Genomic DNA, 25,475 nt, shown 5'->3' with positions numbered 1-25,475 from the left:
GTACGACGAGCGCGGAAGGCGCAACTCAGGGTTGGTCAGCCCTTGGTGGCGCCCGCCGTCATACCGGCGACGAGGTGACGCTGGGCGAACAGGAAGAAGACGGCCGCAGGGATGGCGATCAGCACGGAGGCCGCGCTCATCGCACCCCAGTTGGACGTGTACTGCGTGACGAAGGTCTGCAGCCCGCCCGCGAGGGTGAGGTTCTCCTCGCCGACCATGAAGGCCGAGGCGTAGGCGACCTCGCCCCATGCGGTGATGAAGGCGTAGAAGCCGGTGACGGCGAGGCCGGGCTTGGCGAGCGGGAGGATCAGGCGCCAGAAGGTGCCGAAGGGGTTGAGCCCGTCGACCCGGCCGGATTCGTCGATCTCGACCGGGATGGTGTCGAAGAAGCCCTTCATCATCCACGCGCAGAACGGCACGGCGATGGTCAGGTACGTGATGATCAGTCCGAGCGGCTGGTTCAGCAGCCCGAACTCTCCCATCATGTTGTAGAGCGGGACGATGAGGATGGCCATCGGGAACATCTGCGTGATGAGCAGGGTCCACATCAGCGGCTTCATGCCCGGGAACTTGAACCGGCTGACGGCGTATCCGGTGGTGGCGGCGATGAACACGCCGAGCACCGTCGTGACGCCGGCCACCAGCACGGAGTTCCAGAACCAGCTCAGGAAGTGGCTGGACTCCAGCAGGTAGGAGTAGTTGTCCAGCGACGGCTCCTTCACGAAGTCCGTGCTGATGGCGTACTTCGCGGGCTTCAGCGACGTCAGCAGGATCCACAGCACCGGGAAGACGGCGATGACGGACGCGGCGAGGAGCATGGCGTGCAGCCCGAAGGAGGCGAGCGGGGAGCGGCTGCCCCTCGGCCGGACGGCGCCCTGCTTCGAAGCGGTCTCGGACACGGTCACCACACCTCTCCCTGCTTGCGCAGCGAGCGCCGGTAGACCAGCGCGAAGATCATGAGCAGGCCGAGGATCAGCACGCCCCAGGTCGCGGAGCCGGCGAAGTCGCGCGGGCTGGCGATGAAGGCCTGGCGGAAGGCCTGGGTCACGAGGATCTCGGTGGAGTCGCCGGGGCCGCCCCGCGTGAGCAGGAAGATCACCGGGAACATGTTGAAGGTCCAGATGGTGGAGAGCAGGATCACCGTCATGCTGACGGCGCGCAGCCCGGGCAGGGTGATGTGCCGGAACCGCTGCCAGGGTCCGGCGCCGTCCATCTCGGCGGCCTCGTACAGCTCGCCGGGGATCGACTGGAGCCCGCCGAGCAGGGCGACCATCATGAAGGGCACGCCGAGCCAGACGTTGACGGCGATGACGGAGACCTTGGCCCAGGTCGGGTCGTCCAGCCACGGGACGGCCGAGATGCCGCCGCCGTCGAGGATCTTGTTGAGGATGCCGTTGTCGCGGTTGAAGAGGAACCGCCAGGCGAAGACGGAGACGAAGCCGGGCACGGCCCAGGGCAGGATGAGCGCCATCCGGTAGGCGGCGCGGCCCCTGAACTGCCGGTTGAGGGCGGTGGCCAGGCCGAGGCCGAGGGCGAAGGTGATGGAGACGCAGGCGACGGTCCACATCACCGTCCACACCAGCCGCTGCCAGAACACGGGGTCGCCGAGGACCGCCGCGTAGTTCTCGAGGCCGACGAACTCGTACGTGGCCTCGATGTGGCGCACGCCGATCGTACGGGCGACGTTGCGCTCGCTGGCGTTCGTCAGCGACAGGTAGACGCCGCGGACGAGCGGCCAGCCGACGATCACGCCGAGGACGAGGACGACCGGGGCGACCATGGCCCAGGCGTACCAGTGCGTGGCGAGGGCCCGGCGGATGCCGCCGCGCGGGCTCCGGGCACCGCCGGCGCTCCCCGCGCCCCCGGCACTCCCGGCACTTCCGTCGGTCGGGGCGGTCTTGGCGGTCGTGCGGCCGGGGCCGCGGCCGGCGAGGGTCGTCTCGCCGGCCGCGGCCCCGGTCACGGACCGGCTGGTGTCAGCGGCCATCGTGCGTACTACTTCCAGCCCTTGAGGATCTTGCGGAACTCGACCCCGGCCGCCTTGGCCGCGTCCTCGGGGCTCGACGCCCCGGTGACGGCCTTGGTGTACTCGACCTTCAGCGGCTCGAAGAGGGAGCCGTTCTCCGGGATCCAGGCGCGCTGGACGGACTGGTCGACGGCCGGCTTGAAGAACTGGACCATCTCGCTGTTCTTGACGTCCGGCTGCTCGTAGGCGGCGGTGCGCGTCGGGAGCAGGCTGAGCTCCTTGGCGGACCGGACCTGGACCTCCTGGGAGGTCATGTACTCGACGAAGGCGTGCGCGGCGGCGGTGTTCTTGGAGCCGGCGTAGACGGCGAGGTCGTGGCCGCCCTGGGGGGCGCCGGCCTTGACGGAGCCGGCCGGGACGGTGGCGATGCCGAGGTTGGACTTGTCCTTGAACTGCTCGCCGGCGTAGCTGTCCTCGACCGCCCAGGGGCCGTTGATCATCATCGCGACCTCCCCGGACTTGAAGGCGGTCTGCATGTTGGTCCAGCCGTCGGTGGCGTTGGTGACCGCCGCGCCGGAGGCGACCAGGTCGCGGGCGGCCTTGAAGGCCTTGACGCCGGCGGGGCCGTCGACGGTGACGGTCTTGTTCTTGGCGTCGACGAGGTCGCCGCCCTCGCCGTAGATGAACGGGAGGAACCAGTAGGAGTCGTCGCCGCGCAGGTAGAGGCCGGTCTTGCCGGTCTTGGCCTTGATCGCGGCGGCGGCGGTCTTCAGCTCCTCCAGGGTCTTGGGGGGCTGGACGCCGGCGTCGGCGAGCATCTTCTTGTTGTAGAAGAGGCCGAGGGTGTCGATGACCTGCGGGACGGCGTAGGTCTTGCCGTCGAACCGCCCGCTGGCGGCGGCCTGCGGCAGGAACTCGGCGTCGACCTTCTTGACGGTGTCGGCCGGGACCTCGTCGAGGTAGCCGAGGGAGGCGAAGTCGGCGACCCAGCCGACGTCGGCGCGGATCACGTCGGGGGCGTCGGCCCCGCTGCTGAAGGCGTTCTTGACCTTGTTCTGGGCGTCGCCGTAGGGCACGTTCACGTACTTGACCGTGACCTTCGGGTGCTGCGCGGTGAACCCCTCGGCGATCTTCTGGAAGCTCGCCTTCTCGGCCTCGTTCGAGGTGTCCCACCAGGTGACGGTGCCGGAGAGCTCGCCGCCCGCCTTGGTCTCGCCACCGTCGCCCTTGGTGTCACCGCCGCAAGCCGTCGCCGCGAGCGCCAGGGTCGCGACCAGCGCGGTGGCCGCTATGCCACGCCGCATATGAACTCCTTCGATGATCCCGGCCGCGCCCTCGCGGTCCCGAGTTGCAGGGAACGTAACAAGACTGAAAGCCGACCGAAAGACCTTGCGGCAATTTTCTGCAAGCGGAGGGGATCGTTACATCCGTGTGTCCCTACGGTTGCCGCAGCTTGCTGGTGTGTGTCCGCCAGTTCGAGGCCGCTCCGTCCCCGCAGGCCCGCAACCACGGGGCGCGTACGCGCGTTGACTGCGGTATGAACCACGAGTTGACGGCCCTCCCGCTTGCAAGCGCTTCCAGCAACCCCGCCGCGAACCGCGGCTGGTGGCGCGATGCCGTCATCTACCAGGTGTACGTCCGCTCCTTCGCGGACAGCGACAGCGACGGGGTCGGGGACCTGCGCGGAGTCCGCGAGCGGCTCCCGCACCTGGCCCGGCTCGGAGTGGACGCGGTGTGGCTGACCCCCTTCTACGTGTCCCCGCAGGCGGACGGCGGCTACGACGTCGCCGACTACCGGGCCGTCGACCCGCTCTTCGGGGACCTCGCCGACGCCGACGACCTCGTCCGGGCCGCCCACGCGCTCGGGCTGCGGGTGATCGTGGACGTGGTGCCGAACCACACCTCCGAGCGGCACCCCTGGTTCCGGGAGGCCCTCGACGGGGTGCCCGGCGCCCGGGAGCGCTACCTGTTCCGCCCGGGGCGCGGGGCCGGCGGGGAGCTGCCGCCGAACGACTGGGAGTCCGTCTTCGGCGGTCCCGCCTGGACGCGGGTCGCGGACGGGGACTGGTACCTGCACCTGTTCGCCCCGGAGCAGCCCGACCTCGACTGGGAGCACCCGGAGGTGGCGGAGGAGTTCGCCTCGGTGCTGCGGTTCTGGCTGGACCTGGGGGTGGACGGCTTCCGGGTGGACGTGGCCCACGGCATGGTCAAGGCGCCCGGGCTGCCGGACATCGGCCGGGGCGCGCAGGCCACGCTGATCGGCACCGAGCCGCTCCCCTTCTTCGACCAGGACGGGGTGCACGCCATCCACCGCTCCTGGCGCAGGCTGCTCGACTCCTACGAGGGGCAGCGGATCGGGGTCGCCGAGGCCTGGGCGCCGACCTCGGAGCGGCTCGCCCTGTACGTACGGCCCGACGAGCTGCACCAGGCCTTCAACTTCCGGTTCCTGAACTGCCCCTGGGACCCGGCGGCGATGCGGACCGTCATCGACGAGTCCCTGGCCGCGACCTCGGCCGTGGGGGCGCCGACGACGTGGGTGCTGTCCAACCACGACGTCGTCCGCCATGTGACCCGGTACGGGGGCGGGGCGCAGGGGCTGGCCCGGGCGCGGGCGGCGGCGCTGCTGATGCTGGCGCTGCCCGGGTCCGCGTACGTCTACCAGGGCGAGGAGCTCGGCCTCCCGGAGGTGACCGACCTCCCGGCGGAGGCCCGCCGGGACCCGGCCTTCCGCCGCCGGCCCGGGGCGGCCCACGCCCACGCCGACCACGTCCCCGCCTCCGCCTCCGCCGACCGCGTCCCCGGGGCCGGCGCGGACGGGCAGGACGGGCAGGACGGGCTGCGGGACGGGTGCCGGGTCCCGCTGCCCTGGTCCGGGCACGAGGCCCCGTACGGGTTCGGCGGCGGCGGGACCTGGCTGCCGCAGCCCGAGGGGTGGGGCGGGCTCACCGTGGCCGCGCAGACCGGCGACCCGCACTCCACGCTGGAGCTCTACCGCGCGGCCCTGGAACTGCGCCGCGCGCTGCCGGGCCTGGGCGCGGTCGAGGCGGGCCAGGACGGGCCGGCGGAGGAGTGGCCCGGTACGGGGGCGGGGCCCGCCGTCTTCGCCCGGGGCATGCGCTGGTGCCCGGCGCCGGAGGGGGTGCTCCTCTTCACCCGTCCCGCCTTCGCCTGCACCCTCAACACCCTGCCCACGGCGGTGGAGATGCCGAGCCCCGGGCGTCCGGTGCTGTCCAGCGCGCCCGTAGAAACGGACGGCCGCACGGTCCGGCTTCCCCCCGATTCCTGCACCTGGTGGGCGTTGTGAGCCGTCTGCCGGTACAGTCCAACCCCGTGACCGCACGGCTTGCCGACATCGCAGCCCAGGCGGGGGTCAGCGAAGCCACAGTCAGCCGCGTGCTCAACGGCAAGCCCGGTGTGGCCGCAGGCACCCGTGAGTCCGTGCTGGCCGCGCTCGACGTGCTCGGCTACGAGCGGCCCGTGCGGCTGCGGCAGCGCAGCGCCGGTCTGGTGGGGCTGATAACGCCCGAGCTGGACAACCCGATCTTCCCGGCGCTCGCGCAGGTCATCGGGCAGGCGCTGACCCGGCAGGGGTACACCCCGGTGCTGGCCACGCAGACGCCCGGCGGGTCCACCGAGGACGAGCTGACCGAGATGCTGGTGGACCGGGGCGTCTCCGGGATCATCTTCGTCTCCGGGCTGCACGCCGACACCACCGCCGACATGGGCCGCTACGACCAGCTGCGCGCGCAGGGCGTCCCGTACGTCCTGATCAACGGCTTCTCCGACAAGGTGCGGGCCCCCTTCGTCTCCCCCGACGACCGGGCCGCCATGCAGCTCGCGGTGACCCACCTGACGGCGCTGGGGCACACCCGGATCGGGCTCGCGGTCGGGCCGAAGCGGTTCGTGCCGGTGCTGCGCAAGATCGAGGGCTTCCGGCTGGCGATGCGGGAGCGGCTCGGGCTCGGCGAGGCCGAGACCGAGGAGCTGATCCAGCACTCCCTGTACACCCTGGAGGGTGGTCAGGCGGCTGCGGCGGCGCTCATCGGGCGGGGCTGCACGGCGGTCGTCTGCGCCAGCGACATGATGGCGCTGGGCGCGATCCGGGCGGCGCGCCAGCAGGGGCTGCGGGTGCCGCAGGACGTCTCCGTGGTCGGCTTCGACGACTCCCCGCTCATAGCGTTCACCGACCCGCCGCTGACGACGATCCGCCAGCCCGTGCAGGCCATGGGGCAGGCCGCGGTGCGGACCCTGCTGGAGGAGATCGGCGGTACGCCGGCCCCGCACAGCGAGTTCGTGTTCCTGCCGGAGCTGGTGGTGCGCGGATCGACGGCGTCCGGTCCCGGGCAGCGGCGCGGGCCAGGGTAAGCGGTCTCCGGGGCGGTGTCCTCCGCAGGGCGGAGCACGGGCGCGGAAGACCGTCCGGAGGGATGATCGGAGGCGATGACGCATCTGGCAGACTCTCTCCCCATGGGTGAAGCGAGCGTGAAGACACTGGAAACTCCCCCGGCCGCTGCCGGGGGCACCGCCAGCACGGACACCTCGGCACCCGCCGCCGCCGGAGGCGACGCCCGTACGGGACGGGAGCGCCCGCTCCTCACCCGGCTGCGGGCCCCGCGCCGGCCGCGGATCTGGTTCGAGGTCCTGCTGATCGGCATCAGCTACTGGACGTACTCGCTGATCCGCAACGCGGTCCCCGAGCAGAAGGCGGCCGCGCTCGCGAACGCCGACTGGATCTGGAGCCTGGAGCAGGGGCTCGGCATCGCGGTGGAGCACTCCGTCAACCACGCCGTCAACTCGGTGACGTGGCTGATCGTGGGCATGAACTACTACTACGCCACGCTCCACTTCGTCGTGACCATCGGCGTGCTGGTGTGGATCTACCGCTTCCATCCCGGCCGTTACGCGGCCACCCGCCTCGTGCTGTTCGCCACCACGGGCGTGGCCCTGCTCGGCTACTTCTTCTTCCCGCTCGCGCCGCCCCGGCTGATGAACGGGGGGCACTTCATCGACACCGTGCTGGTGCACCACACCTGGGGCTCGATGGCCTCGGGGAACCTCAAGCACATGTCGAACCAGTACGCGGCGATGCCGTCCATGCACATAGGGTGGTCGCTCTGGTGCGGCCTGACGATCTTCGCGGTCGCCTCGGCCCCCTGGGCCCGGATCCTGGGCCTGCTGTACCCGGCGGCGACCCTGGTCGTCATCGTGTCCACGGCGAACCACTTCTGGCTGGACGCCGTGGGCGGCATGCTCTGCCTGGCCTTCGGCTACGCGGTCTCCCGCGGCTGGTACGGCGCCCTCCCGCACCGGCTGCCCCGCAGCCCGCTGGAGACCTCCCCGCACCCGGCGACGGCGGCCCTGGTCAACCGTTTCCGCCGGTAGCCGGTAGCCGGTAGGGCGTGTCTTAGAGCTTGCCCCGCCGCCCGGGTCAGGCCCCGTAGAAGAGGTCGTCGACGACCGCGCGGGCGCGGCGGGTGGTGCGCCGGTAGTCGTCCAGCATCTCGCCGACCCTGCCCTCCGGGTAGCCCAGGTAGCGGCCTACGGCCGCCAGCTCCCGGGCGTCGGCGGGGAAGGTGTCCCCGGCGCGGCCGCGGACCAGCATCACGGCGTTGCGGACCCGCGTCGCCAGCACCCAGGCCTCGTCGAGGATCTGGGCCTCCTCGGTCGGGATCAGTCCGGCGGCGTGGGCGGCGGCCAGGGCCTGGCGGGTGCGGGTCGTGCGCAGGCCCGGCTCGGCCCAGGCGTGCCGCATCTGGAGGAGCTGGACGGTCCACTCGACGTCGCTGAGGCCGCCCCGGCCGAGCTTGGTGTGCAGGGTGGGGTCGGCGCCGCGCGGGAGGCGTTCGGACTCCATGCGCGCCTTCAGCCGGCGGATCTCGCGGACGGCGTCCTCGCCGAGGCCTTCGGCGGGGTAGCGCAGCGGGTCGATCAGGTCGATGAAGGTGCGTCCCAGGTCGGCGTCGCCCGCGACGGGCTCGGCGCGCAGCAGGGCCTGGCTCTCCCAGGTCAGGGACCAGCGCCGGTAGTAGGCGGCGTAGGAGGACAGGGTGCGCACGAGCGGGCCGGAGCGGCCCTCGGGGCGCAGGTCGGCGTCGATGAGGAGCGGCGGGTCGGCGGTGGGCAGCTGGAGGAGCCTGCGCATCTCGGCGATGACGGTCTGGGCGGCCTTCGCGGCCTCCTGCTCGTCGACGCCCTCGCGGGGGTCGTGGACGAAGAGGACGTCGGCGTCGGAGCCGTAGCCGAGCTCGTGTCCGCCGAAGCGGCCGACGCCGATGACGGCGAAGCGGGTGGGGAGGGTCTCGCCCCAGTGGTCGCGCACGGCGGCGCGCAGGGCTCCGGCGATGGTGGCGGCGGTGAGTTCGGAGACGGCGTCGCCGACCCGGTCGACGAGGGCTCCGCAGTCCTTCTCGGCGGGGTTCTCCTCGGTGCCGTAGGAGGCGATGATGTCGGCCGCGGCGGTGCGGAAGAGCTCGCGGCGGCGGACCCCGCGGGCGGCGGCGACGGCGGCCTCCCCGCTGTCGGCGCGGCCGACGGCGGCGAGCACCTCCTGTTCGAGGGCCTCGGCCGTACGGGGCTGGAGGCCTTCGGGGTCGCCGAGGAGGGCGACGGCCTCGGGTGCGCGCATCAGCAGGTCGGGGGCGAGGCGGCCGGCGGACAGGACGCGGGCGAGGTTCTCGGCGGCGGCGCCCTCGTCGCGGAGCAGGCGCAGGTACCAGGGGGTCTTGCCGAGGGCGTCGGAGACCTTGCGGAAGCCGAGGAGTCCGGCGTCGGGGTCGGCGGAGTCGGCGAACCAGCCGAGGAGGACGGGCAGCAGGGTGCGCTGGATGGCGGCCTTGCGGCTGACTCCGGAGGCGAGGGCTTCGAGGTGGCGCAGGGCGGAGGCCGGGTCGGCGTAGCCGAGGGCTTCGAGGCGCTGGCCGGCGGCGGCCGGGGAGAGCCGGGTCTCGCCGGGGGCGAGCTGGGCGACGGCGTCGAGGAGGGGCCGGTAGAAGAGCTTCTCGTGGAGGCGGCGGACGACGGAGGCGTGCCGGCGCCAGGCCTTGTTGAGTCCGGCGACGGGTTCGGTGCGCAGGCCCATGGAGCGGCCGAGGCGGCGCAGGTCGCCCTCGTCCTCGGGGACGAGGTGGGTGCGGCGGAGCCGGTACAGCTGGATGCGGTGCTCCATGGCGCGCAGGAAGCGGTACGCGTCGTGGAGCTGGGCGGCGTCGGCCCGGCCGACGTAGCCGCCGGCGGCGAGGGCGTGGAGGGCGTCGAGGGTGGTGCCGGAGCGCAGGGTGGTGTCGCTGCGGCCGTGGACGAGCTGGAGGAGCTGGACGGCGAACTCGACGTCGCGCAGGCCGCCGGGGCCGAGCTTGAGCTCGCGGTCGATCTGGGAGGCGGGGATGTTGTCGACGACGCGGCGGCGCATCTTCTGGACGTCGGCGACGAAGTTCTCGCGTTCGGCGGCCTGCCAGACGAGCGGCGTTATGGCCTCGACGTACTGGGCGCCGAGTTCGGCGTCGCCGGCGACGGCGCGGGCCTTGAGGAGGGCCTGGAACTCCCAGGTCTTGGCCCAGCGCTGGTAGTAGGCCATGTGGGAGGCGAGGGTGCGGACCAGGGGGCCGTTGCGGCCCTCGGGGCGGAGGTTGGCGTCGACGGGCCAGATGGTGCCCTCGACGGTGGTCTCGGAGCAGATCCGCATGAGGTGGGAGGCGAGGCGGGTGGCGGCCTGGATGCCCTTGCCCTCGTCGGTGCCGGCCGCGGCCTCGCCGACGAAGATCACGTCCACGTCGGAGACGTAGTTGAGCTCGTTGCCGCCGCACTTGCCCATGGCGATGACGGCGAGCCGGCAGGCGGCGGCGTCCTGGGGGGCGGCGGCCGAGGCGATGCGCAGGGCGGCGCGGAGGGTGGCGGTGGCGAGGTCGGCGAGCTCGGCGGCGGTCTGGGCGACGTCTATGGTCGCGCAGACGTCGCGGGCCGCGATGGAGAGCAGGCAGCGGCGGTAGGCGACGCGCAGGGCGACGGGTTCGTGGGCGTCGGCGAGGCCCTGTTCGAACTCGGGGAGGCCCGGGTGCAGGTCGGCGGCCTCGTAGGTGACCAGGGCCTGCCAGTCGCGGGGGTGGCGGGCGAGGTGGTCGGCGAGGGCCTCGGAGGCGCCGAGCACGCCGAGGAGGCGGTCGCGCAGGGGCTTGGCGCTGACGAGGGTGTCGAGGAGGAGGGGGAGGTCCTCGGCGGGCTGGGCCTCGGCGAGGCGGACGAGGCCGAGGAGCGCGAGGTCGGGGTCGGCGGTGGCGCCGAGGGCGTCGAGGAGCACCGGGTCGGCGCGTACGGCGGCCAGCGCTTCGGCGTCGAGGAGCCGGGCCGCGGTGGTGGGGTCGGTGAATCCGCTCCGCAGCAGCCGGATGAAGGTACTGCTCCTGCGCCCCGGGACTGTCATCCCGCCGCCTCCCGAGTCTGTCGCCGCCGGTGGTCCGGTCCGGTCCGCTCCGGGAGCGAGCCTAGCCGGAGCAGGCGTTCGACTCACCGGGCGCCGTGGCCGATATCATGAGGCGGATTATCAGATTATCTGCTTACTTATAGCTCTCTAGATCTCTGCGTCACAGGGGCCCGGTCCCCGAACGACCGGCCGCGAGGAGCCCCATGTCCGACGGACCCCCGTCCTCGCGCCCTGCCCCCGCACCCGCGCCCCGGCCCGCCCCGCCCGCGTCCGAGCCCGCCCCGACCGCGCCTGGAACGCCCCGCGAGGCCACCGCGACCACCCGCCCGAGCGGCGCCGCGAAGAAACGGCCCGCCGGTACGGCGAAAAAACGGCCGCCCCGCACGGCGAACGCACACCCCGACCACGAGACGACCGTACGTCACACCGGACCCGCGACCGCGCGGCACGACGACGACACGGCCGGCCGGCACGACGGGGACGCACCGGCGAGCCGCGGAACCGCCGTACCCGCCCCGCGCGACGGCGGCGCGGCCACCCCGCACGACGGCGAACCGGCCCTCCGCCCCGACCGCGGCACGACCGCCCGGCACGACGACGACATACCCGCCTCGCACGCCGACGCCGTACCCGCCCCGCGCGACGGCGGCGCGGCCCTCGGCCCCCACGAGCGCGGCGCGGCCGTCCCGCACCCCCGGGCGCGCGCGGTCGTGAAGGCCGTCGCGCTGCTCGCCGCCACCGCCGCCGGCGGGATGCTCTTGTTGCGCGGCAACGAGGCCCTCGCCGGCCTCGACGCGCCCACCGCGCCCGACTCCAGGGCCACCACCGCCACCGCCGCGGACGCCCCCGACCCCGGCCGGGTGCTCCAGATCGTCGCCCACCCCGACGACGACCTGTACTTCATGAACCCCGACCTCGCCTACTCCATCACCGCCGGCCACCCGGTGACCTCCGTCTACCTGACCTCCGGCGAGGCCGACGGCGTCAACGCCGGCACCGGCAAGGCGGCCTCCACCCCGCCCGACAAGCCCGCCTACGCCGAGGCCCGGCAGAACGGCATCCGCGCCGCCTACGCCAAGATGGCCACCGGCGACCGCAGCAGCGCCTGGAAGCGGAGCGTCATCCCCACCAAGGGCGGCGGCCACGCCGAGGTCGACGTCCTCGTGGCCCGGCCCCAGATCAACCTGGTCTGGCTCCAGCTGCGCGAGGCGGGCAACGTCTACCAGGACGTGCCCGACAGCCTCCACGGCCTGTGGGACGGCAAGGTGCCCCGGCTGGAGTCGGTGCTCGCCTCCGGCAGCCCCGTCCGGCAGGGGTTCTCGTACACCAAGGAACAGGTCGTCCAGACGATCACGGGCATCCTGGAGCGGTACCGGCCCACCACCATCCGCACCCAGGACCCCACCCCCGGCCGCTTCCACGACGCCGCCAAGCGCTACACCGACCACCAGGACCACTTCTACGGCGCCCGGTTCGTGCAGATGGCCGCCGCGGACTACGCGGAGCGGTTCAAGGACCGCCCGCACTTCACCGTCCAGAACTACGTCGGCTACTTCAACGGCTCCCTGCCCCGCGCCCTCGACCCCGGCGAGGCCAAGGAGAAGCTCGACATCCTGGACACGTACGCCTGGCTGGACAAGGAGAACCACTGCGGCAGCGAGGCCGGCTGCGGGGACCTCAAGGTCGCCGAACACCCCTCGGGCAACGGCTGGACCCAGTCCATCAACTACGCGCGCGGCACCGGCACCTCCTGGCTGAGCTCCGACGCCGAACACGGCCTGTGGGCCTTCAAGGTCCTCGACGGGCAGGTCGCCCTCTGGCACCGCAGCGGCCTCATAGGCCGCTGGAGCGGCCCCCGCCTCCTCCCCGGAACCGGGATGGACCAGGGCATGTCCACCGTCACCCTGAAGGACGGCCGCATAGCCGCCTTCGGCACCCGCACCTCCTTCGGCGACAAGCCCGCCGACTACCGGCGCGAGGTCGTCTACGCCGTCCAGCGGGCCCCCGGCTCCGAGGAGTTCGGCCCCTGGGAGTCGCTCGGCACCCCCGAGGCCTCCGACGCCGACTGGACCTCCGACATCAGCGCGCCCGCCGTGTCCGTCGACGGCACCGGCGCCCTCGCCGTGTACGTCCGCGACGGCGCCTCCACCCTGCGCGGCCGCGTCCAGGGCCCGGACGGCGCCTGGGGCCCGTGGGAGGCCCACGGCGGCGCCGACCTGCACGGCAACCCGGTCACCGCCACCGACGGGGCCGGGCGGCGGATGGTCTTCGCCGCCACCACCAAGTCGGTGACGGGCTGGCTCCAGCCCGCGCCCGGCGCCCCCCTGGGCCCCGCCACCCCCACCGGCCTGCCCGAGACCACCCTCCCGCTCACGGCGGAGGGCCGCGAGGGCGGCGTACGGGTCTGGTTCCGCAAGCCCGGCTCCGGCAACGTCCGCACCGCCCTGATGACGGACGCCGAGGGCCTGAAGGCGACCGGCCTCACCGACCTCGGCGGCCTCCAGGGCTTCGGCTCGGTGACGGCGACCGGGCACCTCCTGGCCGGCCGCTCGGCAGGCGGGCTGCTCGGCTCGGACCTCGGCGCGGGGCAGCCCTGGCAGCGCTCGCCGCTGATGTTCGTGGGCGCCCCGTCCAGCACGATGACCGGCAAGAACCTGGTCAGCCTGGCGGTGGTGGGCCTGGACGCCCGGCTGTACGTCACCTCCTCGGCCGACGAGCCCGACGCCTACCTGGCCCCGTGGCAGCCGGTGGGTCCGCGCAACACGAGCCCGTAACGCGGCCCGTCGCACGACTCGTCGCACGGCCCCGTGACCCGGCCCCGTCACACGGCCCGGCGATTCCGCCCCACCCACGCATAGGCGGCACATCGGCTGGACAGACACCATCCGTGCCACACCAGCTCCAACACCCCACACCGGGACCATCCTTACCCCGCGGGGGCGGGACGCGTCCACGATCCGGACGGACGCGCCCGGCGGGACCGCCGACCGTGCACCATCACACCCGGTCGTTTTCGGAAAACGCGCGTCATCGGTGAAATCCGTGAACCAACTCGCCCGATTTCGCCTCTCAATGACTGCACATGCACAGCGGTTCTTCCCGTCCGGAACGACCTCAAGGCGTAACCGATGCCCGTTTCCCGCCGCCGCTTCCTCCTCGCGGCCGTCGTGCCCATGCTCACCCTGGGCGCCTCCGGCGTGCTCTCCATCGCCTCCGGCCAGCAGACGGCCGCCGAGGCCACCCAGGGGAAGGACCCCGCCGCCCTCCTCCCCGCGAGCGTCACCTCCGGCACGGTCGTCCAGATCGTCGCCCACCCCGACGACGACCTGTTCTTCATGAACCCCGACCTCAGCCGCACCCTGCTGACCGGGCTCCCCGTCACCACCGCCTACCTCACCTCCGGCGAGGCCGACGGCCGCAACGAGGCCAACGGCGGCCAGGCCAAGGACCCGCAGCAGCCCGCCGACCGCGCCCGCTACGCGGAGGCCCGGCAGAACGGCATACGCTCCGCCTACGCCCAGATGGCCACCGGGGACCGCACCAGCGCCTGGAAGCGCACGGTCATACCCACCGCCGGCGGCGGCCAGGCCGAGCTCGACGTCCTCGTCGCCCGGCCCCAGGTCAACCTGGTCTGGCTGCAGCTGCGCGAGGCCCGCAACCCCGCCGCCGAGAACCCGGACAGCCTGCGCGGCCTGTGGAACGGGCAGATACCGGCGCTGGGCGCCCAGCTCACCACCGGGACCCCGGTCAAGCAGCCGTTCTCGTACACCAAGGACCAGGTGATCCAGTCCATATCGGGCATCCTGGAGCGCTACAAGCCGACGACGATACGGATGCAGGACCCGACGCCGAACCGCTACCCGGACACCGGCAAGTACACCGACCACCAGGACCACATGTACGGGGCCCGCTTCGTGCAGGCCGCCACCGCCGCGTACGCGGAACGCGTCACCGACCGGCCCCGGTTCTCCGTGCAGAACTACCTCGGCTACCACAACGGCACCCTCCCGCACGCCCTGGACCCGCAGACCGCCGAGACGAAGATCGGCTACCTCAAGACCTACGCCTGGCAGGACCACGCCGACTACTGCGGCTCCCCCGACGGCTGCGGCGACCGCAAGGTGGCCGGCAGCCCCACCGGCCGCAACTGGGCCCAGTCCCTGCGCTACGCCCGCGCCGACAACGCCTCCTGGCTCACCGAGGGCACCCCCGGCCGGCTCTGGGCCTTCGCCGCCCTCGACGGCCGGATGGCCGTCTGGACCCGCGACCGCTCCGGCACCTGGACCGGCCCCGCCCTGCTCCCCGGCGCCGGCATCGACTCCGGCGCCACCACCACCCGCCTCCCCGACGGCCGCGTCGCGGTCTTCGCCACCCGCACGGTCCTCGGGCCCCGGCCCGCCGACTACCGGCGCGAGGTCGTCTACGCCGTCCAGGCCGCCCCCGACGGCCCGTTCGGCCCCTGGCAGTCCCTCGGCACCCCCGAACCCGGCGACGAAGCCGGCACCTCCGCCATCAGCGCCCCCGCGGCCGCCGTCGACGCGGCGGGCCGGCTGACCGTCTACCTCCGCGACACCCGGCGCACCCTGCGCGCCCGCGTCGAGCAGCCCTCGGGCGCCTTCACCGACTGGCAGAAACTCGGCGGCGAGGACCTCCAGAGCGACCCGGTGGCCGTCGTCGACTCCGCGGGCCGCCGCCACGTCTACGCCACCACCACCAAATCCGTCCTGGCCTGGACCCAGCCCGCCCCCGACGCCCCCCTCACCGCCCCCCACCCCCCGGGCCTGCCCGCCACCACGGTCCCCCTCACGGCGGCCCGCGACGGCGCGGGCGTCCGCCTCTACTTCCGCCGCCCGGACTCCGGGGTGGTCCGCAGCGCCCTGGTCACCGCCGGCCCCGGCGCCCCGCAGGTCTCCAGCGTCTCGGAGTCCGGCGGCCGGGCGGGCTACGGCGCGGTCGGCGCCGCGGGCCGCCTCCTGACGGGCCGCGCCGAAGCGGGCACGGTCTCCACCACCACCCTGGGCGGCCCCCCGGCCTGGACGGAGTCCCGCATGCTCTTCGCGGGCGCCCCGGCGGCGGTCCTCGACTCCACGGGCACGGCAACCACAACGGCCCTGGGCCTGGACGCCCACCTCAACACGGCCCCCCCCCACCCCACGACCCCCTCCCCCCTCTGGCACCCGGCGGTCCTCCCACCCCCGGCCACGTGACACCACACGACTGCGGCCCCGCCCCCCCGAGAAGGGGGCGGGGCCGCGGTCGTGGCTGCCGCAGGGGGTCCTACAGCACCGGCAGGTTCTTGCGGAGTTCGAAGGCGGTGACCTCCGAGCGGTACTCCTCCCACTCCTGCTTCTTGTTGCGGAGGAAGTCATGCCTCTGTCACTGCGCCAGGAAGACCCCGCTGCAACGCCGTTCCAGCCACCATCGAAGCGGTCCTCCGCAGTCGTCCGCGGTGCCCCCCGCCCAACCTCGAACGGCCCAGATACGGCCCAGACCTGTCGTCCAAGGCGGCCCTCAGGCGAAGTCCGCGCCGACTCCGGAGAGCGCGTGAGTCCCATGCATCTCCGCAGGTCGGAGCCAATCTGCAGACTGCTGGGCGGCCGCTGCGCCTGACAGCAGCGCCAGCATTCCGCCCAGCGTCGCCAGAGCCGTTGCGGCGTTCGGGAAAAGCTCGCGCCAGCGTTCCTTGACGACGACCATCTTGAGCTTCTGCCAATTGTGTTGGCGAATGTGGCAGCCCATCATGACGCCCCTGCTGTTGTTCCTGCACGCGCCGTTTCGTCCAAGTTCCCCACACCAGGCCGGAGCGAGAAAGAAGAAGTAGAGCGCGCACACCCCGGACAACGCCAACAGACGTGAGCCAACCTGCCAACAGGACTGCGAAGGCGGCCCATCCCCAGCACTTCCCGAAGTTCTTCACGCACACCGGAACGTAACGGTGTGTCGCCCAGGGGCGGGGAAGGGAGCATGCGAGACGCAACAGTGGCACTCCCCAACGCAGATGATCTCTCAGCAGGCAAGTTGGACTTTGCAAACGCTCGCACGTCGCGGCCGACACGATGTGTCCGTCGGCTCCGCAGGTCGGCGTCGTTGCTGCAGCACCCCCGCCGGATGCTCGCGACGAGGGCGGCCTTCTGATGGAAGGGACCCCGCGAGTTGGGGGCCCTTCCATCAGAATCAGAATACCTTCAAGCTTGCGTGGCCTGGGAGGCTGATGTTACCGAGTTCCCCATCTCAAAAAGAAGGCGAAGTAGGGGTCGGAAATGTAGAGAGTGGCGAGCTCCTTGTCGTAGTCCACGACAGGTTCACCTTCTAGATCCTTTTTGGCAATCTTTGACATGGCTTCAAGGACGCGGATTACCTGATGCCGTTGAGGGATGTCACTAGCAAGGATGTCTCGAACCGCCGAGCGAATTTCTTCGTAGGTCAGGGCGACCTTTGGGCCCGTGTGGGAGATCGCCTCTAGGATTACCCCGTAGATATCCTTCTCAAGGCCGTTCTTGAGTTTTCTTGCCTGCCTGTCGGTTCGCTGCCTTGGCCCCCGGGCGAGTAGATCGAATGCGGTCTTCGAAGCCATGGAAGATCGCTGCTTGAAAAATTCTTCCCATTCCGGCGCAGCAAGCCTTGCGTTTGCAGTCTGCCCGGATCGGTACCCATTCTGCTTGCAGAGCTGAAGACAGAAATCCTGCATCAAATGAGGGCTTGCGAAACTCTCTTCAGCCAGGCGGTCACTAAGAAGACTGCCTTCGTCGAACAGGTTGAGGGCTTCGAACCCCTTCTGCGGGATCCCAAGGAGCTCCTCCGTTGACCAGAATCCGACCTCGACTTGCTGGACTCGACCAGTCATTTCCTTCTCCACGCGTACAACGTCGTACGCGCGGTGTGGAACAGCGATCACTACGAAGCGGAGCCCGTTGAAGACCAGATCCTTGATCGATCGAACGATCTCAAGCTGGACGTCCTGGGGTACGTAATGAAAATCGTCAACTACGATCGGCTGGAGAAGCCCATTCAGCGCCTCACGTACCTGGTTCGACACGTGGCGGGCGCGACTTACCTTGTTCCCTTTGGTGTCTCCGACGATTTCCTTGCGCTCGAATACAGCTTTAATGCTACCCAAGCCGAATGAGCCCTGCCGGGTTCGCCATTCCTCGTCCTTAATGTCACTGGAGTACTCCACCCCAGTGAAAAGGCCGAGTTTATCAGCAATGGTCTCCCAGAAGTCGTTGCTGGAGTTGATGGAGCCGCCCGAAAGCCATAGTGCATCCGACTCGGGGATCACGTTCCGGACAAGAACCGTCTTCCCGGTCTTGGTGGGGCCGGACACGGAAAGGATCTTGTGCCCTTCGTCCAGGTAGTCCTGGATCTCCTCTTCGAGGTTACGCGTGGAGCGAGGGTTGTACGTGATCGTGGGTAGACCGCCAGCTACGAACACCTTCGCCACGCGAAGCTCAGATGAATCCATGGTCAGAGGGTAACGCCGCTTCGGGCCTGCTGGGAGGGAGTTGAAGCGGTGAGCCAGATAACTCATACCTCAGCTTCCCTGGATGCGACCGGACGGGCCGCCCGTGACGAAACGGCTCGTGTTCTCGCTTGCGGGAGGTGGGCCGGTCCGCCGGACCGACTTCAACACTCGGGTGTGCTAGCCCGCTCTCGTCGTGGCCAGCGTGATCCCCGAGCCTCGGCCGGGCAAGCGGCACGACGCCGCGCGGGAGCACGGAATGCACGCGCTGCGGCACTTCTACGCCTCTCTCCTTCTGGCCTGCGGAGAGAACATCAAGACGCTCAGCCTGTACCTCGGGCACGGCGACCCCGGCTTCACGCTCCGGGTCTACACGCACCTGATGCCGAGCAGCCACGAGCGCACGCTGAGGGCCGTGGACGAGGTCTACCAGGCCGCCGATCCGACGGATGACGGCCCACAGACGGCCCAGGAGGGGTGAGACGGGTCCGGGCCGGCGGCTGAGTGCCGTCGGCCCGGAGGGTCGTGGTGCTGGGGTGGTGCCGCTGACCTGCGGTTACAGCACCGGGAGGTTCTTGCGGAGTTCGAAGGCGGTTACCTCCGAGCGGTACTCCTCCCACTCCTGCTTCTTGTTGCGCAGGAAGAAGTCGAAGACGTGCTCGCCGAGGGTTTCCGCCACCAGTTCGCTGCGTTCCATCAGGGCGATGGCCTCGCCGAGGTTCTGGGGGAGGGGTTCGATGCCCATCGCTCGGCGTTCGGCGTCGGAGAGGGCCCAGACGTCGTCGTCGGCGCCCGCCGGGAGTTCGTAGCCCTCCTCGATGCCCTTGAGGCCCGCCGCCAGGAGGACGGCGTACGTGAGGTACGGGTTGGCGCCCGAGTCGATCGAGCGGACCTCGACCCGGGAGGAACCGGTCTTGCCCGGCTTGTACATCGGGACCCGGATCAGGGCCGAGCGGTTGTTGTGGCCCCAGCAGATGTACGAGGGGGCCTCGCCGCCGGAGCCGGCGGTGCGGGAGGAGCCGCCCCAGATGCGCTTGTAGGAGTTGACCCACTGGTTGGTCACGGCCGCGGTCTCGGCGGCGTGCTTCAGGAGGCCCGCGATGAAGGAGCGGCCGACCTTCGAGAGCTGGTACTCGGCGCCCGACTCGTAGAAGGCGTTGCGGTCGCCCTCGAAGAGGGAGAGGTGGGTGTGCATGCCCGAGCCGGGGTACTCGGAGAAGGGCTTCGGCATGAACGTGGCCTGAACCCCCTGTTCGAGGGCCACCTGCTTCATGACCAGGCGGAACGTCATGATGTTGTCGGCCGTCGAGAGGGCGTCGGCGTAGCGGAGGTCGATCTCCTGCTGGCCCGGGGCGCCCTCGTGGTGGCTGAACTCGACCGAGATGCCCATGGATTCGAGCATGGTGATCGCCTGGCGGCGGAAGTCCATGCCCACGTTCTGCGGAGTGTGGTCGAAATAGCCGGAGTTGTCCGCCGGGACCGGGCGGGTGCCGTCCAGCGGCTTGTCCTTCAGCAGGAAGAACTCGATCTCCGGGTGGGTGTAGAAGGTGAAGCCCAGGTCGGAGGTCTTGGCCAGGATGCGCTTGAGGACGTAGCGCGGGTCCGCGAAGGACGGGGAGCCGTCCGGCATCAGGATGTCGCAGAACATCCGGGCGGTCCCGGGGGCCTCGGCACGCCACGGCAGTATCTGGAACGTGCCCGGGTCCGGCTTGGCGATCATGTCGGACTCGTAGACGCGGGCGAAGCCCTCGATCGCGGAGCCGTCGAAGCCGATGCCCTCGTCGAAGGCCTGCTCCAGCTCGGCCGGAGCGACCGCGACGGACTTCAGGAAGCCCAGCACATCGGTGAACCACAGGCGCACGAAGCGGATGTCGCGCTCCTCGAGCGTCCGGAGGACGAATTCCTGCTGCTTGTCCATGCCTTCATCCTCGCAGTTCAGACGACCTGTGCACCACCGACCCGAGGGACCGGCGGCACAGCCGGGCCCGTCCAGTATCCCTAGTGGTGGTTTCCGCCACATTACGCACCCCCCAAGGCCGATGGCACCCCCGCTCTGACCTCGTGCCCGTCATGAGCATTACCATCTGCGCCCATGGGGGGCTGGGAACACACGCGGAGCGGGCGTCACGGACGTCCCGCCCGTCGCGGTGCCCTCCTGCTGCTGCTCGTCCTGGGCGTCGCCGCCGGGATGGGGTTCCTGTGCGGACGGGGCGGGGCGGACGCGCCGGGGGCGCGGGCGACGGAAGGGCCCGTTCGGGCGTATGCCGCGCACGGCCCGTACGACGCGCACGCCACCTGTGTGGCCCCGCACGAGCTGCCGGGCTGCTCCCCCCTCGCCCATGTGACCCCGGCCGTGCTGCCGGCCCCGCCGCCCGCCGTCGCCGCGGCGCGCCCGGGTCCGGCGCCCCGCGCCCTCCCGGCGGCCACGGGCCCGGTACGGCCGCCGGGGACGCTCGCGCGCGCCCCCGACCTCCACGCCCTGCAAGTGCTGCGGACCTGACGGGTCCGGCGCGGTACACGACACCACCGGCACCACCCCACACCCCCCTCAGCAGAAGGAACCAGGGCACATGGCCAGCAGGACGTCCGACCAGAACTCCCGCCAGAACCGCATAGCCGAGATGCGCCGTGCCGAGAAGGCCCGCGACCGGCGCAACAAGATCATCGCGATCAGCGTCTCCACGGCGGTCGTCGCCGGCCTCATCGGCTTCGGCTCGTGGCTGATCATCGAGCAGAAGCAGAAGGACAAGGACGCCGCGGCCGCCACGGCCGCGGCCCGCAAGGCGCCGGTGAACGGCGAGCAGAGCTGGGACGTGAAGAAGCTCGGCCGCAACCACGTCGAGACCCCGGTCAAGTACGAGATGAACCCGCCCGTCGGCGGTGACCACAACCCCCGCTGGATGAACTGCAACGGCGACGTCTACAAGAACGAGATCCCCGAGGTGAACGCCGTGCACTCGCTGGAGCACGGCGCGGTCTGGGTGACGTACAACGACAAGGCCGACAAGGCCGACGTCGACGCGCTCGCCGGGAAGGTCGGCAAGACCCCCTACACGCTGATGAGCCCGGACAAGACGCAGGCGGGCACGATCATGCTCAGCGCCTGGGGCAAGCAGCTGACCGTCGACAAGGCGGACGACCCCCGGGTGGCGCAGTTCTTCACCAAGTACGTGCAGGGCCCGCAGACCCCCGAACCGGGCGCGGCCTGCACCAACGGGCTGGGCGAGAAGTGACCCGCAGCCGTACGAACCGTACGTACTGGGCCGCGGGGACGGCGGTGGTGCTGGCCTCGCTGTTCGCGGCCGGGGCCACCTTCGCCACGGCGGACGGTTCGGGCTCGGCGGATGCGGGCGGGTCCGCCGCGGTGCGGGCCCCTTCGCTGTACTCCCCCGATGCCGGCTTCGCCCGGGACATGGCGGTGCACCACCAGCAGGCGGTGGAGATGTCCTTCATCGTCCGCGACCGCACCCAGGACGAGCCGGTCCGCTCCCTCGCCTACGACATCGCCAACACGCAGGCCAACCAGCGCGGCATGCTGCTGGGCTGGCTGGACCTGTGGGGGCTGCCGAAGGTGGTGGCCGACGAGCCGCCGATGTCGTGGATGGACATGGGGGCCGCGGGGTCGATGGAGTCCATGGGCTCGATGGGGTCCATGGACCACTCGGACGGACACGACGGACACGACGGGCACGCCACGAAGCCGGGCGCGCTGATGCCCGGCATGGCCACCAAGGAGGAGCTCGACCGGCTCGGCGCCAGCAGCGGCCGGGACGCCGAGGTGCTCTACCTCCAGCTGATGACCGACCACCACAAGGGCGGCGTCGCCATGGCCGAGGGCTGCGCCAAGCAGTGCCGGACCCCGGCGGAGCGGGCGCTGGCCCAGGGCATGGTCGAGGCCCAGCAGTCCGAGATGAAGCTGATGGCGGACATGCTCAGGCAGCGGGGGGCCGCCCCGCGCGGGTGAGGCGGCGGCCGCCCGGCGGGACCGGGGCCGCCGCGTACCGGACCGCCCGCGCCACCTGGTGCGGGCGGTCCAGCATGACCAGGTGGCCCGCCGGCTCGGCCACCTCGAAGCGGGCCCCGAGCCGGTCGGCGAGGGCCGCCTGGCGGGCCAGCCAGCGCAGGGCGGCCCGGCCGGAGCCGCCGTCGTGTCCGACGAGGACGGTGGCGGGGGCCGGCAGGGGGTGGCGGGCCCGCAGGGCGAGGAGCTCGGCGGCGGTGTCGGGGTAGCGGGCGTTCTCCAGCAGGATCCCCCGCCAGACCCGTCCGGTGCGGTAGCAGCGGCGTACGAGGTCGGGCGCGGCCGGGTCGGCGCCGGCCGCCCCCGCGCGGGAGGCCCGTACGGCGGCCCGCCGGGCGGCCGGTCCCAGCGCGGCGGGGAGCCCGGCGGCGGTGAGGGCCCGGCCGAGGGCGCGGGCGGCGCCGGTGCGCAGCGGGGCGGGCAGGAGCGTACGGGGGGCGGTCTCCTCGACGCTGGAGTCGACCAGGACCAGGGCCGCGGTGCGGGCGGGGTACAGGCGGGCGAAGGCCTCGGCGTGGAAGCCGGCGAGGGAGTGCCCGACGACGGTGACGGGCGCGGTGACGCCGAGCGCGTCCAGCAGGGCGGCGATCCGGCGGGCCTCGCCGGCGGCGGTCGGCGGGGCGGCGGCGGGGGCGCTGAGGCCGTGGCCGGGGCGGTCGAAGCGGATGACGGTGTGGCCGGCGGCCACGAGCGGCGCGGCCACCTCGTCCCAGTCGAACCAGGCCATGGCGAGCCCGGCGCTCAGCACGACGGGAGGGCCCTCGCCCTCCACGAGGGTGTGCAGGGGCACCCCGTCGACCCGGAGGAAGCGGCCGGGCGGGGCGTACGGCGGGGGCGGCGGGGGCGGCGGGGTCATGTGCGGCGCTCCCGGTGGACGGAGTGGGCCAGCAGGCCCAGCCAGAGCGCCACGAGCAGCACCTGGAGCCGCTGGCCGGCGCCCAGGGCCCAGGTGCCGTGCCCGGCGGTGAACAGGGAGATGGCGGTCAGGGTCCAGGCGGTGGCGAGCAGTTCCAGGACGACGAGGGCGGGGCCGTAGCGGGCGAGGGGGGCGAGGCGGCGGTAGCGGCGGGCGGCGACCGTGAGGGCCACTATCCCGATGAGCGCGCCGGTCATGGCGAGGCTGCTGCTGACGGCGTGCGCCTGGTGGGTGGCCGGGACCAGGCCGGCGGTCTCGCGGGCGGCGCACTCGGGGTCGGCGGTGGGCTGGCAGCTGAGCGGCAGCCAGGCGTCGGCGGCGGTGGCCGCGCCGAAGAGGGTGACCCCGGCCCAGCCGGCGACGGCCCAGGGGCGGCGGGACCCGGGGTACCGGACGAGGCGGACGAGGGCGAGGAGCCCGCCGAGGAAGACGAGCAGGCCGGCGGTGAAGTCGGTGGCGCGGAAGAGGCCGCCGAGGGGCTGGTCCTGGGCGGCGAGCTCGCTGACGTACGTCTCGATGGGGTTGAGGCCCGTGGAGAGGACGACTTCGAGCACCCAGGCGGTGTAGGCGGCCGCGCCGAGGCCGACGAGGCCGGCGACGGAGCCGCTGCCGGGGCGTTCGGGGCGGTCGGGGTCGGGGTCGGCTTGTGTACCCATGGGGTGAATGATCCTCAGCAGATCGGGCGTTGACGCGCGGCCGCGCGGGGGCCATGCGGGGGCTGCGCTGCCGGGGATCGCCGGGGGGCCGTCCGGTGGGATCCCTCACCCGGCAGAACGAGGCGGCGGCGCGGGGCGTTCCCCGCCGGGTGGACGGATTCCGACAGACCGGCCGATTTCCTCCGCCGTGGGGAAGGCGGGGCGCGAATCGGGTTGGAGGGGGCGGGCGGTCGTGGCAGTCTGCCCGCATCTCCGTACGCCGCACTTCCCGAGGACGCCGCCAGGTATGAGCACGCCGCCGACCCCGCCCGACCGCCCGTCACCCGGCCACGGGGACACGCCGATACCCGAGGACGCGGCCCCGACGAAGTCCCCCGAGGCGGGGGCGGAGTCCACACCGGCCCCGGCCGAGACCCCGGCAGCGGCCGTCACCGAGACCGTCCGGCTCCCGCACGACGACGCCCCCGCCGCCGAGACCGCCCGGCTCTCCCTCGACAAGCCGGAGGCCCCGGCCGCCGACGTCACCGAAACCGTCCGCCTCCCGCAGGGCGAAGCCCCCGCCACGGACCCCGTAGCCGAGACCGCCCGGCTCTCCTTCGACAAGGCCCCCGCGGCCCCCGCACCGGACGTCACCGAAACCGTCCGGCTCCCGCACGACGAGGCCGTCTCGCTCGGCGGGGAGCGGTCTGCCGGCCGGGCATCGCTGGAGAAGGGCCCGGCGGTAGCCGAGCCGCAGGACGCCACCGCCGCCGAGACCGCGCGGCCGTCGTTCGAGAAGGCGGTGCCGGAGGCGGGCACCGCCGGCGCACCCGCACCCTGCGACGCGCCCGCGCCGACACCGGCATCCCCGCCCGCCCCCGGCGACACACCCGCACCCGCAGCCCCGCCCGCGCCCGCCGCGCCCCCCGCCGCCGCACCCGCGTGGTCGGCCCCGGAGGGGGCGCGGGGCGCCTCCGTGCCGGGGGCCGAGGGGTTCGACCCGTGGGCGACGCCCGCCCCGGGGGCCTTCGCCGCGCCCCCGCCGCCCGCAGCCGCGCCCGGACCGTTCGCCCCGCCGCCCGCAGCCGCGCCCGGCCCCTTCGCCCCGCCCGCAGCCGCGCCCGCCGCCGCCCCCGGCGGCTTCGCGCACCCCGCCCCCGGGGCCCCCGGCCCGTTCGTGCCGCCCGGTGGGGCCTGGGGGCCGCCGCCCCCGCATCCCGGGTACCCGGGGTACTACCCCGTGCCGCCGCCCCGGACCAACGGGCTGGCCGTCGCCGGGCTGGTGCTCGGGCTGCTCTCCGTCGTGCTCGGGATCGTCCCGTTCCTCTTCTGGATCGGCACCTGCCTCGCCCTCACCGGGCTCGGGATCTCCATCGGCGCCATGGCCCGGGCCCGCCGCGGCGCCGGGCGCAGGGCGATGTCCGTCGCCGGCGTCGTCCTCGGCATCGCCGGCCTCGGCGCCTCCGTCGGCGGCTGGTTCCTGACCTCCGCCGTCCTCGACAAGGCCCGCGAGCGCATCGCGCACGAGCGGCTGAACGACCCCCAGTGGGGCGAGGACCCCGAGGACTGGCAGGAGGAGCCCTCCCCCATGCCCTCCCTCCCGCCCTTCTCGCCCCCGCCCAGGGCCCCGAAGCCGCCCACCGGCCCCGGCATCAGCACCCCCGTCCCCTTCGGCCGGACGGTGGCGTTCCCCGAGGGCATCAAGGTGACCCTGGCGCCGCCGCGCAAGTACGTCACCAAGTCCGACTGGATCGAGGTGGGCAACGCGGTGGAGGTGTCGTTCACCATCACCAACGACTCCGACAAGCCCCACAAGGTCATCTACGCGATGCCGACGGTGCGGGACGACAAGGGCGGCGCCGGCAAGCTCGTGTTCGACGGCGCCACCCCGAAGCGGATCGAGGGCGTGATCCAGCCCGGCCAGTCCGCGACCGGCGTCGCCGCGTTCGAGGTCCCGGAGGGGACGAAGAGCATCAGCGCCGAGCTGTCCCCCGGGATCCTGATGGAATCGGCGAAGTTCACCGGACCCGTCGAATAGGGCGTCCGGCACCGGCGGAACGGC

The 25,475-nt window shown here is 72.4% G+C and carries 18 protein-coding genes and 1 pseudogene; 10 read left to right on the top strand and 9 right to left on the bottom strand.

The genetic code is table 11. The features are described from left to right. Positions 1-35 precede the first annotated feature (35 nt). From AB0O29_RS05315 to AB0O29_RS05305, 3 genes are all read right to left on the bottom strand, one after another. Positions 36-818 (bottom strand): carbohydrate ABC transporter permease, encoded by a 783-nt coding sequence (locus AB0O29_RS05315; protein ID WP_365146509.1) that lies wholly within the window; start codon positions 816-818, stop codon positions 36-38. Positions 819-901: 83 nt separating this feature from the next. Then, positions 902-1,987, bottom strand: coding sequence for a sugar ABC transporter permease (locus tag AB0O29_RS05310; protein ID WP_365146395.1), 1,086 nt, complete (start codon positions 1,985-1,987; stop codon positions 902-904). An 8-nt stretch (positions 1,988-1,995) separates the two neighbouring features. Then, positions 1,996-3,270, bottom strand: a complete 1,275-nt coding sequence (locus AB0O29_RS05305) for an extracellular solute-binding protein (protein ID WP_365146392.1) — start codon at positions 3,268-3,270, stop codon at positions 1,996-1,998. A 233-nt stretch (positions 3,271-3,503) separates the two neighbouring features. Here AB0O29_RS05305 and AB0O29_RS05300 point away from each other — a divergent pair, with 233 nt between their 5' ends. From AB0O29_RS05300 to AB0O29_RS05290, 3 genes are all read left to right on the top strand, one after another. Continuing rightward, positions 3,504-5,270 carry a glycoside hydrolase family 13 protein gene (locus tag AB0O29_RS05300; protein ID WP_365146389.1) on the top strand — a complete coding sequence of 589 codons (1,767 nt, stop codon included), beginning with the start codon at positions 3,504-3,506 and terminating at the stop codon, positions 5,268-5,270. A gap of 26 nt (positions 5,271-5,296) precedes the next feature. Next, on the top strand, positions 5,297-6,331 hold the full coding sequence (locus AB0O29_RS05295) for a LacI family DNA-binding transcriptional regulator (RefSeq protein WP_365146386.1): 1,035 nt from the start codon (positions 5,297-5,299) through the stop codon (positions 6,329-6,331). A gap of 84 nt (positions 6,332-6,415) precedes the next feature. Further along, complete coding sequence (locus AB0O29_RS05290) at positions 6,416-7,348, top strand: phosphatase PAP2 family protein (protein ID WP_365146506.1); 933 nt, start codon at positions 6,416-6,418, stop codon at positions 7,346-7,348. A 46-nt stretch (positions 7,349-7,394) separates the two neighbouring features. Here AB0O29_RS05290 and AB0O29_RS05285 read toward each other — a convergent pair whose 3' ends face one another. Further along, positions 7,395-10,382: a bifunctional [glutamine synthetase] adenylyltransferase/[glutamine synthetase]-adenylyl-L-tyrosine phosphorylase gene (locus AB0O29_RS05285; protein ID WP_365146383.1), complete on the bottom strand. Its 2,988-nt coding sequence runs from the start codon at positions 10,380-10,382 to the stop codon at positions 7,395-7,397. A gap of 203 nt (positions 10,383-10,585) precedes the next feature. Here AB0O29_RS05285 and AB0O29_RS05280 point away from each other — a divergent pair, with 203 nt between their 5' ends. Both AB0O29_RS05280 and AB0O29_RS05275 read left to right on the top strand, forming a co-directional pair. Beyond that, on the top strand, positions 10,586-13,156 hold the full coding sequence (locus AB0O29_RS05280) for a PIG-L family deacetylase (protein WP_365146380.1): 2,571 nt from the start codon (positions 10,586-10,588) through the stop codon (positions 13,154-13,156). A 354-nt stretch (positions 13,157-13,510) separates the two neighbouring features. Beyond that, positions 13,511-15,589 (top strand): PIG-L family deacetylase, encoded by a 2,079-nt coding sequence (locus AB0O29_RS05275; RefSeq protein WP_365146377.1) that lies wholly within the window; start codon positions 13,511-13,513, stop codon positions 15,587-15,589. A gap of 304 nt (positions 15,590-15,893) precedes the next feature. Here AB0O29_RS05275 and AB0O29_RS05270 read toward each other — a convergent pair whose 3' ends face one another. Both AB0O29_RS05270 and AB0O29_RS05265 read right to left on the bottom strand, forming a co-directional pair. Then, the gene (locus AB0O29_RS05270; protein ID WP_365146375.1) at positions 15,894-16,214 is read right to left on the bottom strand and encodes a hypothetical protein; all 321 of its coding nucleotides are present in this window, start codon (positions 16,212-16,214) and stop codon (positions 15,894-15,896) included. A gap of 382 nt (positions 16,215-16,596) precedes the next feature. Next, entirely contained in the window at positions 16,597-17,844 is a 1,248-nt protein-coding gene (locus AB0O29_RS05265; RefSeq protein WP_365146372.1) for a hypothetical protein, read from the bottom strand. A 73-nt stretch (positions 17,845-17,917) separates the two neighbouring features. Between AB0O29_RS05265 and AB0O29_RS05260 the strand changes: the two are divergent. Then, positions 17,918-18,322, top strand: a pseudogene (locus AB0O29_RS05260) (site-specific integrase); the annotation flags it as partial. A gap of 75 nt (positions 18,323-18,397) precedes the next feature. Here AB0O29_RS05260 and AB0O29_RS05255 read toward each other — a convergent pair. After that, the gene (locus AB0O29_RS05255; RefSeq protein WP_365146370.1) at positions 18,398-19,759 is read right to left on the bottom strand and encodes a glutamine synthetase family protein; all 1,362 of its coding nucleotides are present in this window, start codon (positions 19,757-19,759) and stop codon (positions 18,398-18,400) included. Between the two features lie 174 nt (positions 19,760-19,933). Here AB0O29_RS05255 and AB0O29_RS05250 point away from each other — a divergent pair, with 174 nt between their 5' ends. The 3 genes from AB0O29_RS05250 to AB0O29_RS05240 all read left to right on the top strand — a co-directional run bounded on the left by AB0O29_RS05250 (position 19,934) and on the right by AB0O29_RS05240 (position 21,805). Further along, on the top strand, positions 19,934-20,341 hold the full coding sequence (locus tag AB0O29_RS05250; RefSeq protein ID WP_365146367.1) for a hypothetical protein: 408 nt from the start codon (positions 19,934-19,936) through the stop codon (positions 20,339-20,341). Positions 20,342-20,411: 70 nt separating this feature from the next. Next, positions 20,412-21,074 (top strand): DUF3105 domain-containing protein, encoded by a 663-nt coding sequence (locus AB0O29_RS05245; RefSeq protein WP_365146364.1) that lies wholly within the window; start codon positions 20,412-20,414, stop codon positions 21,072-21,074. Continuing rightward, a complete protein-coding gene (locus AB0O29_RS05240) occupies positions 21,071-21,805 on the top strand; it encodes a DUF305 domain-containing protein (protein ID WP_365146361.1) in 735 nt (244 codons plus the stop codon). The genes AB0O29_RS05245 and AB0O29_RS05240 overlap by 4 nt, the downstream gene beginning before the upstream one ends. Here the strand turns inward: AB0O29_RS05240 and AB0O29_RS05235 are convergent. Continuing rightward, positions 21,774-22,718 carry an alpha/beta hydrolase gene (locus AB0O29_RS05235; protein ID WP_365146359.1) on the bottom strand — a complete coding sequence of 315 codons (945 nt, stop codon included), beginning with the start codon at positions 22,716-22,718 and terminating at the stop codon, positions 21,774-21,776. The genes AB0O29_RS05240 and AB0O29_RS05235 overlap by 32 nt on opposite strands. After that, complete coding sequence (locus tag AB0O29_RS05230; protein ID WP_365146356.1) at positions 22,715-23,434, bottom strand: DUF998 domain-containing protein; 720 nt, start codon at positions 23,432-23,434, stop codon at positions 22,715-22,717. The genes AB0O29_RS05235 and AB0O29_RS05230 overlap by 4 nt, the downstream gene beginning before the upstream one ends. A gap of 286 nt (positions 23,435-23,720) precedes the next feature. Here AB0O29_RS05230 and AB0O29_RS05225 point away from each other — a divergent pair, with 286 nt between their 5' ends. Then, a complete protein-coding gene (locus tag AB0O29_RS05225; protein WP_365146353.1) occupies positions 23,721-25,451 on the top strand; it encodes a hypothetical protein in 1,731 nt (576 codons plus the stop codon). Positions 25,452-25,475: the final 24 nt, after the last annotated feature.

This window comes from Streptomyces sp. NPDC089915, assembly GCF_040684675.1.
In the GTDB taxonomy this organism is placed as follows: Bacteria; Actinomycetota; Actinomycetes; order Streptomycetales; family Streptomycetaceae; genus Streptomyces.
Note: the sequence above shows the minus strand (reverse complement) of the source record. Positions and strands in the feature narration are given on the sequence as shown.